Source organism: Cryobacterium sp. Hh38, assembly GCF_004403235.1.
GTDB classification, from domain to species: Bacteria; Actinomycetota; Actinomycetes; order Actinomycetales; family Microbacteriaceae; genus Cryobacterium; species Cryobacterium levicorallinum.
On record NZ_SOHD01000008.1, the window covers coordinates 130173 to 139702 of the forward strand.

Annotated in this window: 12 protein-coding genes; all 12 read left to right on the plus strand. The window is 64.9% G+C overall.

The features are described 5' to 3' along the window. The 12 genes from rpe to lgt all read left to right on the plus strand — a co-directional run bounded on the left by rpe (window position 1) and on the right by lgt (window position 9472). Window positions 1-675 (plus strand): ribulose-phosphate 3-epimerase, encoded by a 675-nt coding sequence (rpe, locus tag E3T41_RS03985; RefSeq protein ID WP_134477430.1) that lies wholly within the window; start codon window positions 1-3, stop codon window positions 673-675. Between the two features lie 4 nt (window positions 676-679). After that, the gene (locus E3T41_RS03990) at window positions 680-943 is read left to right on the plus strand and encodes a phosphoribosyl-ATP diphosphatase (protein ID WP_092107778.1); all 264 of its coding nucleotides are present in this window, start codon (window positions 680-682) and stop codon (window positions 941-943) included. A gap of 72 nt (window positions 944-1015) precedes the next feature. Continuing rightward, window positions 1016-1855 carry an ATP phosphoribosyltransferase gene (gene hisG, locus E3T41_RS03995; protein WP_092448520.1) on the plus strand — a complete coding sequence of 280 codons (840 nt, stop codon included), beginning with the start codon at window positions 1016-1018 and terminating at the stop codon, window positions 1853-1855. Window positions 1856-1879: 24 nt separating this feature from the next. Next, window positions 1880-2641: an imidazole glycerol phosphate synthase subunit HisF gene (hisF, locus tag E3T41_RS04000; protein ID WP_092448521.1), complete on the plus strand. Its 762-nt coding sequence runs from the start codon at window positions 1880-1882 to the stop codon at window positions 2639-2641. Next, a complete protein-coding gene (gene hisI, locus E3T41_RS04005; protein ID WP_092448522.1) occupies window positions 2641-3018 on the plus strand; it encodes a phosphoribosyl-AMP cyclohydrolase in 378 nt (125 codons plus the stop codon). The genes hisF and hisI overlap by 1 nt, the downstream gene beginning before the upstream one ends. Beyond that, on the plus strand, window positions 3015-4562 hold the full coding sequence (locus E3T41_RS04010; protein WP_092448523.1) for an anthranilate synthase component I: 1548 nt from the start codon (window positions 3015-3017) through the stop codon (window positions 4560-4562). The genes hisI and E3T41_RS04010 overlap by 4 nt, the downstream gene beginning before the upstream one ends. Further along, the gene (locus E3T41_RS04015; RefSeq protein WP_134477432.1) at window positions 4562-5236 is read left to right on the plus strand and encodes a Trp biosynthesis-associated membrane protein; all 675 of its coding nucleotides are present in this window, start codon (window positions 4562-4564) and stop codon (window positions 5234-5236) included. The genes E3T41_RS04010 and E3T41_RS04015 overlap by 1 nt, the downstream gene beginning before the upstream one ends. Before the next feature lie 74 nt (window positions 5237-5310). After that, entirely contained in the window at window positions 5311-5541 is a 231-nt protein-coding gene (locus E3T41_RS04020) for a DUF6704 family protein (protein ID WP_092448525.1), read from the plus strand. Between the two features lie 19 nt (window positions 5542-5560). Beyond that, on the plus strand, window positions 5561-6331 hold the full coding sequence (trpC, locus tag E3T41_RS04025) for an indole-3-glycerol phosphate synthase TrpC (RefSeq protein WP_104132822.1): 771 nt from the start codon (window positions 5561-5563) through the stop codon (window positions 6329-6331). Further along, window positions 6332-7558: a tryptophan synthase subunit beta gene (trpB, locus tag E3T41_RS04030; RefSeq protein WP_092448527.1), complete on the plus strand. Its 1227-nt coding sequence runs from the start codon at window positions 6332-6334 to the stop codon at window positions 7556-7558. Further along, window positions 7555-8388, plus strand: a complete 834-nt coding sequence (trpA, locus tag E3T41_RS04035; protein WP_092448528.1) for a tryptophan synthase subunit alpha — start codon at window positions 7555-7557, stop codon at window positions 8386-8388. The genes trpB and trpA overlap by 4 nt, the downstream gene beginning before the upstream one ends. A 94-nt stretch (window positions 8389-8482) precedes the next feature. Beyond that, window positions 8483-9472 (plus strand): prolipoprotein diacylglyceryl transferase, encoded by a 990-nt coding sequence (gene lgt / locus E3T41_RS04040; protein ID WP_134477596.1) that lies wholly within the window; start codon window positions 8483-8485, stop codon window positions 9470-9472. The last annotated feature ends 58 nt before the right edge of the window (window positions 9473-9530 follow it).

Below are 9530 nucleotides of genomic sequence, written 5' to 3' on the forward strand. Positions count from 1 at the left end.
ATGGCTACCCGTATTAATCCGAGCATCCTCGCCGCCGATTTCGCCAACTTTGAGAGCGAGCTTTTCCGCATCCGCTCCGCCGACCTCGTGCACGTCGACATCATGGACAACCACTTCGTGCCGAACCTCACCTTCGGGCTCGGCATGGTCGAGCGGCTGCAGCAGGTGTCGCCGCTGCCGCTGGACATCCACTTGATGATCGACGACCCGGAACGGTGGGCGCCCGGCTACGCCGAGGCCGGAGCCTACGCGGTCACCTTTCACGCCGAGGCGACGACCGAGCCGGTGGCGCTGGCCCGGCGGCTGCGGCAGATCGGCGCCCGCGCCGGCATCGCGCTCAAGCCCGGTACCGACGTCACGGCGTACCTCGACCTGCTCGACGAGTTCGACCAGGTGCTCGTGATGACCGTCGAGCCCGGTTTTGGCGGCCAGAGCTTCATGGAAGAGACCATGCCGAAGCTTTCCCAGCTGCGATCACAGGTGGAGAAGACCGGACTCGACGTCTGGCTGCAGGTCGACGGCGGCATCACCGCGCAGACCATCGAGATCGCAGCCCGAGCCGGTGCCGACACCTTCGTGGCAGGGTCCAGTGTGTTCGGGGCCGAGAATCCGGCCGCTCAGATCGGCCTGCTGCGCGAACGCGCGGCGAGTCACCGTCACGGGCGGGTAACCTAGACTCGTGAAAACTTTCGATGACCTGTTCGTAGAACTCAGCGACAAGGCCCGCACCCGCCCGGAAGGCTCCGGCACCGTTCGTGAACTCGACGCCGGCGTGCACGCCATTGGCAAGAAGATCGTCGAAGAAGCGGCCGAAGTGTGGATGGCCGCCGAGTTTCAGAGCGATGATGAAACATCTGCCGAAATCTCCCAGCTGCTTTATCACCTGCAGGTCATGATGATCGCGAAGGGCCTCTCTCCGGCGGACATCTACCGACATCTGTGACCCGCGCCAGCTCATCCGCTGGTATCCGTCATAAATTTGTCTGGCACGAAAAACCGAGAGAGTACCCCCCCCATGCTGAGAATTGCCGTGCCCAACAAGGGCTCGTTGTCTGAAACCGCCGCGCAGATGCTCGCCGAGGCCGGCTACACCGGTCGTCGCGACCCGCGCGACCTCGTCACCGCCGATCCGCGCAACGGGGTGGAATTCTTCTACCTGCGTCCGCGCGACATCGCCACCTATGTCGGCTCCGGCGCCCTCGACGTCGGAATCACCGGGCGCGACCTGCTGCTGGACTCCCACTCGAAGGCGCAGGAAATCGCCAGCCTCGACTTCGGCGACTCTACCTTTCGCTTCGCCGGACCGGCCGGGCGCTTCACCGAGCTGAAGGACCTTGACGGCCTGCGCGTCGCCACGAGCTATCCCGGCCTGGTCGAACGCTTTCTCGCCACCCACTCGGTGACCGTCGACCTGGTCGAACTCGACGGGGCCGTTGAATCGGCGGTTCAGCTCGGGGTAGCGGATGCCGTCGCCGACGTTGTCTCCACCGGCACCACACTGCGCAAGGCCGGCCTCGAAATCTTCGGACCGGTCATCCTCGAATCCACCGCCGTGCTGATCAGCTCCACCAACGACAAGGCCGGAATCGCGACGCTGCTGCGCCGCCTGCAGGGCGTGCTCGTGGCCCGCCAATACGTGCTGCTCGACTATGACATTCCGGTCGCGCTGCTCGACACGGCCGCCGCGCTTGCCCCCGGAATCGAATCGCCGACCGTGTCCTCGCTGCACGACCCCGAGTGGGCCGCCGTGCGCGTTATGATCGCCCGACTGGACATGAACAACGTGATGGACGAGCTCTACGCCATCGGGGCCAGAGCCATCCTGGTCACCACCATTCACAACGCCCGCCTCTAAGCACACGAAAGAGGACAACCAGCCATGAGCCTGAGTGTGCGCGTCATTCCCTGCCTCGATGTGGCCAACGGTCGTGTCGTCAAGGGCGTTAATTTTCAGAACCTGCGCGACGCCGGCGATCCGGTCGAACTCGCCCGCCGCTACTACGAGCAGGGCGCTGACGAGCTGACCTTTCTCGACGTGACGGCGACCGTCGATAACCGTTCGACGACCTACGACGTCGTGAGCGCGACCGCCGAGCAGGTCTTCATTCCGCTCACCGTCGGCGGTGGGATCCGCAGTGTCGAAGACGTCTCCCGGCTGCAGGCGAGCGGCGCCGACAAGGTCGGATTGAACAGCGCGGCCATCGCCCGTCCGGCGCTGATCGCCGAGATCGCGGATCGCTTCGGCGCCCAGGTGATTGTCCTCAGCCTCGATGTGAAGCGATCCGCTCGCACGGAGAGCGGCTTCGTCGTCACGACCCACGGCGGTCGCACCGAAACCGACCTGGATGCTGTGGCCTGGGCCCGGCAGGCGATCGAACTCGGCGCGGGGGAACTCCTGGTCAACTCGATCGACGCCGACGGGACCAAGGCGGGCTTCGATACCGATCTCATCGCGCTCATGCGCGCCAACAGTCGGGTTCCGGTGATCGCTTCCGGCGGGGCCGGGCGAGTGGAGGACTTTCCCCCGGCGATCCGGGCCGGCGCGGATGCCGTGCTGGCGGCATCCGTTTTTCACAACGGACAATTGACCATCGATGATGTCAAGCGGGAGCTCGCCGCCGAGGGAATGCTGGTGCGCTAATGGCCGATGAACTGAACGCCAAACTCACCAATCAGCTCGACGCCGCGGTGTTCAACGACGCTGGGCTGCTGCCCGCGGTCATCCAGCAGTGGGACACCCACGAGGTGCTCATGCTCGGCTGGATGAACCGGGAAGCGCTGCGCCGCACCCTGACGGAGGGGCGCGTCACGTTCTGGTCGCGCAGCCGCCAGGAATTCTGGCGCAAGGGCGACACCTCCGGCCACGCCCAGTACGTGCACTCCGCTGCCTTCGACTGCGACAACGACACCCTGCTGGTGCAGGTCGACCAGGTCGGAGCCGCCTGCCACACCGGCAGCCACACCTGCTTCGACGGGCGCGACCTCGGCGTGACCACCATGGAAAGGCCCACGGAATGACCGGTAACCCTGCAGGATCCCGCACCGCCGGCTCGACCACCCGCATCCAGTTCGATGCCCTGATCGGCGAGCACCGGGTCATTCCGGTTATCCGTGAACTCTTCGCCGACGGCGAGACCCCGGTGGGCATCTACCGCAAGCTCGCCAACGGTCTGCCCGGCAGCTTTCTGCTCGAGTCCGCCGAGCAGGGCGGCATCTGGTCGCGATTCTCCTTCGTCGGTGTTTCTTCCTTTGGAGTGCTCACCCAACAGGGCGACGAAACCCGCTGGATCGACTACGGGCTCTCCGCCGAGCGTGCGCTCGGGTCTGCGGCCTCCCTCGGCCCACTCGCGGCGCTGGCGTACCTGTTCGACCGGTGGCAGACGCCGCGGCTGCCCGAACATCCGCCGCTGACCGGCGGGCTGGTCGGTTTCATCGGCTGGGAAGCGATTCGCCAGATCGAACGCCTGCCGCACCAGCCGCCGGCCGACTATGACGTTCCGGGCCAGTCCTTCAGCTTTGTCGCCGACTTGGTCGTGCTCGACCACAAATACGGCACCGTGCAGCTGATCGCCAACGTGCTGAACGATGGTACCGACACGCCCGACGAGCTCTGGGCTGCCGCGAGCGAGCGCCTCGATTCGCTGCAGGGCCGACTCGCCGCGCCCAGCGAAGCGTGGCTGGCCGAGGTCGACCTGCAAGTACCGAGCTCGCCGCGCAATCGCACCACCCGCGACGACTTTCTCACCGCCGTCAACATCGGCAAGCAGCACATCGTCGACGGCGATGTGTTTCAGGTGGTCATCTCGCAGCGCTTCGACCAGGTCTGCACCGCGCACCCCATCGACGTCTACCGGGTGTTGCGCAGCCTAAACCCCAGCCCGTACATGTACCTGCTCAGCCTCGAAACGCACGAAGGCGACCCATACTGGATCGTCGGATCGTCGCCGGAAGCTCTGGTCAAGGTGCAAGACCAACGCGTCTTCACCCACCCGATCGCCGGTTCCAAACCGCGGGGAACGACACCGGATGCCGACGCCGACTTCGCGATCGAGCTCGCCGAAGATCCCAAGGAACGGGCCGAACACCTCATGCTCGTCGACCTCGCCCGCAACGACCTGCTCAAGGTGTGCACGGCCGGCTCGGTCGAGGTGACCGAGTTCATGCGTATCGAACGATTCAGCCACATCATGCACCTCGTCTCCTCGGTCGAGGGCAACCTGGTTCCCGGCAAGACCGCGATCGACGTCTTCCGCGCCACCTTCCCGGCCGGCACGCTCTCTGGCGCGCCGAAACCGCGGGCGCTCGAGATCATCGACGCCCTCGAACCGGCCCAGCGCGGCGTGTACGGGGGAGTGGTCGGCTACTTCGGTTTCGCCGGCGACGCCGACCTCGCCATTGCCATCCGCACCGCCACGATCAAGGACGGTATCGCGCGAGTGCAGGCCGGCGGCGGCGTCGTGACTGATTCCGACCCCGCGTCCGAGTACCAGGAGTCGCAGAACAAGGCGGCAGCCCCGCTGCGAGCCGTCGCCGTCGCCAACGCCATGCGGAGGGTGCACTAATGGCAGAACGGATGTCAGCGCGTCGCCTGAAACTCGTTTTCATCCTCTCCGTTTTGGCGGCGAGTTCGCTCGCTATGCTGGCCTGGACCCAGGTCTGGGTGCAGGCCGAAGTCGGACTCCCCGATGCCGGCACCCAGGTCTTGGAGATCGACGGAGCCATTGCCGCGCCGGCGTTGACCGCCCTCGCGCTCTCCGGCTTCGCCCTCGCCGCGGCGCTCACCATCGCCGGGCGGCTGATTCGCATCGTGCTCGGTGCCCTCGAGGTGCTCCTCGGCTTTTCGGTGTTCCTCGCCGCGTTCCTGGCCGTGCGAGACCCCGCCGATGCCAGCGCCGCAGCGGTGACCGCCGCCACGGGAATAGCCGGTCACGAGTCGATTCAGTTGAGCGTGCTCGGCACGGTCATCACACCCTGGCCGTTCGTGGCGATGGGTGCTGCGATCGTCATGGTGGGTGTTGGTGTGGCCATTATCGTCACGAGCGGTCGGTGGCCGGGTCCGACCCGTAAGTATCAGGCCGTTCGGTTTGAACAAGTGGCTTCGCCCCACGGTGCACAACCACTGGCAACCCCGACTGAGCCCGCAGCGAGCGACTCCGCAGCGAGCGACTCCGCAGCGAGCGACTCCGTCGGCGACTGGGACGACCTCAGCCGCGGCGATGACCCGACCGTACGCTGAAGCGCGCGCATGCGCTCCGCTAGACTTAACGTGCTTGTCAACGTACACAGCAGAATGTATTTACGAGGAGAACCATGAGCATCGATACGTCAGATCCCGGACACGGCCACTCCCCGGCGGCCTGGACCGCTGTCATCATCATGCTGGTGGCATTCACCATCGGCACGACCGCATTCTTCTTCGAGCTGCCCTGGCTGGTCTGGGCCTCCTTCGGCCTGCTGCTCGCCGGTCTCGTTGTTGGCTACGTGATGAGCAAGGTTGGCTATGGCGTAAACACCATGACCGCCACGCCGCACGGTCACTGACCCGCTGCGCGGCCACCTGGTGCTCCAAGAACTTCTCGCCGGCGCGGTTTCCGACGCCGAAGAACGCCTACTCACCCGCCCGTTCGCGAGCGTGGAAGCCGCTGCGCGCGTCCGCCCGCCTGCACTCGATGCCCTGCACGCCCTTGCTCCCACCGAACGGGTCAAGATTCTCGCCGAGATCAAACGAGCGAGCCCGAGCCGCGGCTCCCTCGCTGCCATCACCGACCCGGCAGCGCTGGCTGTCTCCTATGAGTCCGGCGGGGCAAGCGCCATCAGCGTGCTCACCGAGGGACGACGCTTTCACGGCTCGCTGACCGACCTCGAGCAGGTGCGCGCTGCGGTAAGCATTCCGATTCTGCGCAAGGACTTCATTGGAACGCCGTACCAGGTGTTCGAGGCCCGCGCGGCCGGAGCCGATCTGGTGCTGCTCATCGTCGCCGCTCTCGACCAGTCCACCCTGCTGTCTCTGCACGACCTCATCCGTGAGCTAGGCATGACGGCCTTGGTTGAAACGCACAGCGGGGATGAGGTCAGTCGCGCCCTCGACATCGGCGCCAGCCTGGTCGGGGTGAACGCGCGCGACCTGTCAACCTTTGAACTTGACCAGAACCTGTTCGGCGCCCTCGCCGACAAAATCCCCTCCGGCGTTATTCGCGTCGCCGAGTCCGCCGTCAAGACAGCAGCCGATGTTGCGCACTACCGCGCAGCCGGAGCCGATGTTGTCCTGGTCGGCGAAGCGCTTGTTACGAGTGATCCCATCCGAACCCTCTCTGAGTTTTTGGCGGTATAAATGTCTTTACGAGAAGAATCCTTACGTGCAGAATCCGGCCCATATTTCGGGGAATTCGGCGGCAGGTTCGTGCCCGAGTCCCTCGTTTCAGCGCTTGATGAACTCACCGCAGAATACGAACTCGCCAAGAAGGATCCAGCCTTCGCCGCGGCGCTGATGGACCTGCACATCAATTACACCGGTCGTCCGTCGATCATTACTGAGGTGCCGCGCTTCGCCGAGCACGCCGGTGGTGCCCGCATTATTCTCAAGCGCGAAGATCTCAACCACACCGGTTCGCACAAGATCAACAACGCTCTCGGCCAGGCTCTACTCACCAAGCGCATCGGTAAAACCCGAGTCATCGCCGAAACCGGAGCTGGCCAGCACGGAGTTGCCACCGCCACTGTCGCCGCCCTGTTCGGGCTCGAATGCGTCGTCTATATGGGCGAGGTCGACACCGAGCGGCAAGCGCTGAACGTGGCCCGCATGCGCCTGCTGGGTGCCGAGGTCGTTCCGGTCAAGACCGGCTCCCGCACCCTGAAGGACGCGATCAACGACGCCATGCGCGACTGGGTCACCAACGTCGAGACGACCAATTATATTTTCGGAACCGTGGCCGGGCCGCATCCGTTCCCCGCCATGGTCCGCGACTTTCAAAAGATCATCGGCGAGGAGGCTCGCCAACAGGTTCTCGACCTGACCGGCAGCCTGCCGGATGCCGTCACGGCGTGTGTCGGCGGCGGCTCAAACGCCATGGGCATCTTCCACGCTTTTCTGGACGATGCCGATGTCGCGTTGTACGGCTACGAAGCGGCCGGAGACGGCGTCGATACGCCGCGCCACGCAGCGACCATTACCAAGGGACGCCCCGGTGTGCTGCACGGCGCCCGCAGTATGCTGCTGCAGGACGAAGACGGCCAGACCGTTGAATCGCACTCGATCTCAGCGGGCCTTGACTATCCCGGCGTCGGCCCGGAGCACGCCTGGCTCTCCAGCATCGGCCGGGCCACGTACCTGCCGATCACCGACGACGACGCGATGAGCGCCCTGCGGCTGCTCAGCCGTACGGAAGGAATCATCCCGGCGATCGAGTCCTCGCACGCCCTGGCCGGCACGCTCGAGCTCGGCCGGAAGCTCGGCCCGGACGCGACCATTCTGATCAACCTCAGCGGGCGCGGCGACAAAGACATGGAAACAGCCGGCCGGTACTTCGACCTGCTCGACGAAGGCGCGGAACAATCATGACGGTCACAGCACCCAACGACACCGTGAGCACGGTCGAACAGACCATCGCACGGCGACGCACCGAGGGCGGCGGCGCTCTCATCGGCTACCTACCGGTCGGTTTCCCGACCCTGACTGAGAGCATTGACGCCGCCGTGGCGCTCGTCGCCAACGGCGTCGACATCATTGAACTCGGTCTGCCCTATTCCGACCCCGTCATGGACGGCCCGGTCATTCAGGCTGCCACGCAGCAGGCCCTGGCGAACGGCTTCAAGCTGCGCCACGGATTCGAAGCCGTCAAGGCGATCACCGCACAGGTCGACGCCCCCATTCTCGTGATGACCTACTGGAACCCGGTGGTGCAGTACGGCGTCGAGCGTTTCGCCGACGACCTGCGTGCCGCGGGTGGTGCCGGCCTGATCACCCCCGACCTTATTCCCGACGAGGCCGCAGACTGGATGACCGCGAGCGTACGCACCGGACTGGACCGGGTCTTCCTCGCCGCGCCGTCCTCCTCGGACGCCCGATTGGTGCAGGCGATTGAAGCGAGCCGCGGCTTTGTTTACACCGTTTCGACGATGGGCACGACCGGCGCCCGCGCCGGGGTCGATTCTGCTGCTCGTATCCTGGTGGAACGCCTCCGCTCTGTCGGCTGCACGAGCGCCTGTGTCGGGCTGGGCATCTCGACTCCCGAGCAGGTACGGGAAATTCTCGGCTATGCCGACGGCGCCATCGTTGGGTCTGCCCTCGTGAAGGCGCTCACCGAAGGGGGAGTCACCGCCGTAGCGCGGCTGGCCCTCGAACTCGCCGCCGGCGCGAGCGATATTCGCCCGGCCTCCGCGCCCCGGTAATCGCAGGCGCGCTCTACACTAAATTGTTCGAGGCGATCGATTATTTTCGCCCCAAGTGACGCGAGTCACGATGAAAGGTAGTACCTAGGTGTTGTTGAGTCTCCTGAGCACGAGTATTCCGAGCCCCGAGTGGCAGTTCTTCGACCTCGGCCCGTTCCGCATCCACGCCTATGCGCTGTGTATTCTCGCCGGCATCGTCCTCGCCACCATCATCACCTCGCGCCGCCTGACCAGGCGCGGTGCCGAGCCGGGCGTTGTACTCGACATCATCCTCTGGGCCGTTCCCCTCGGCATTGTCGGAGCCCGCATTTATCATGTTCTGACGCACCCGGGAGACTACTTCTTTGATGGAGCGGACCTGCTCCGCACCCTCTACATTTGGGAAGGCGGAAACGCCATCTTCGGGTCGCTGATCGGCGGCGCCGTCGGCGCTTATATCGGCTGCCGGATGGCCGGCATCCGTTTCTGGAGCTTCGCGGATGCTGTTGCTCCCGCTTTGTTGGTCGCCCAGGCCACCGGTCGGCTCGGCAACTGGTTCAACCACGAGCTGTTCGGGCTGCCGACGACCCTGCCGTGGGGGCTGGAAATCGAGTCCGGCAATGCCGCCTTCCCGGTCGGACTGCCGGCCGACACACTGTTCCACCCGACTTTTCTCTACGAAATCATCTGGAATCTGATCGGCGTCGCCGTCATTCTCTACCTCGAGCGTAAATTCCGTCTGCGTTTCGGTCAGACGCTCGGCGTATATCTCATCTGGTATGGACTGGGTCGCAGCTTTTTTGAGTCGATTCGCATTGACCCGAGCGAGATCTACTTCGGAATCCGCACCAACGTCTGGGCCGCTCTGGCCGCCGTCGTGCTCGGCTTGGTGATCATCCTCGTGCAACGTCACCGTCACCCCGGACTAGAGCTCAGCGCCTATGTTCCTGGTCGGGAATGGAATGGCCCGGACGCTGGGGTAGAATTAGATGACAGCGATTCGGATGATCTTGATCAAAGCTCCGCGGATCAGAGCGATGATGCCGATGAACACACCGAATCACCCGAGGCCGCAGCCACAAGCACGAGCGCGTCGCGTCTGTAGACTCACGTCGGTTGAATCCCAACCGACGCACTCGTAGCGCTGCCCGGTCAGGGCAAAC

Coding starts and splice junctions, on each gene's coding strand:
- rpe (WP_134477430.1), top strand. CDS start 1: ATGGCTACCCGTATTAATCCGAGCATCCTCGCCGCCGATTTCGCCAAC.
- hisG (WP_092448520.1), top strand. CDS start 1,016: ATGCTGAGAATTGCCGTGCCCAACAAGGGCTCGTTGTCTGAAACCGCC.
- hisF (WP_092448521.1), top strand. CDS start 1,880: ATGAGCCTGAGTGTGCGCGTCATTCCCTGCCTCGATGTGGCCAACGGT.
- hisI (WP_092448522.1), top strand. CDS start 2,641: ATGGCCGATGAACTGAACGCCAAACTCACCAATCAGCTCGACGCCGCG.
- E3T41_RS04010 (WP_092448523.1), top strand. CDS start 3,015: ATGACCGGTAACCCTGCAGGATCCCGCACCGCCGGCTCGACCACCCGC.
- E3T41_RS04015 (WP_134477432.1), top strand. CDS start 4,562: ATGGCAGAACGGATGTCAGCGCGTCGCCTGAAACTCGTTTTCATCCTC.
- E3T41_RS04020 (WP_092448525.1), top strand. CDS start 5,311: ATGAGCATCGATACGTCAGATCCCGGACACGGCCACTCCCCGGCGGCC.
- trpB (WP_092448527.1), top strand. CDS start 6,332: ATGTCTTTACGAGAAGAATCCTTACGTGCAGAATCCGGCCCATATTTC.
- trpA (WP_092448528.1), top strand. CDS start 7,555: ATGACGGTCACAGCACCCAACGACACCGTGAGCACGGTCGAACAGACC.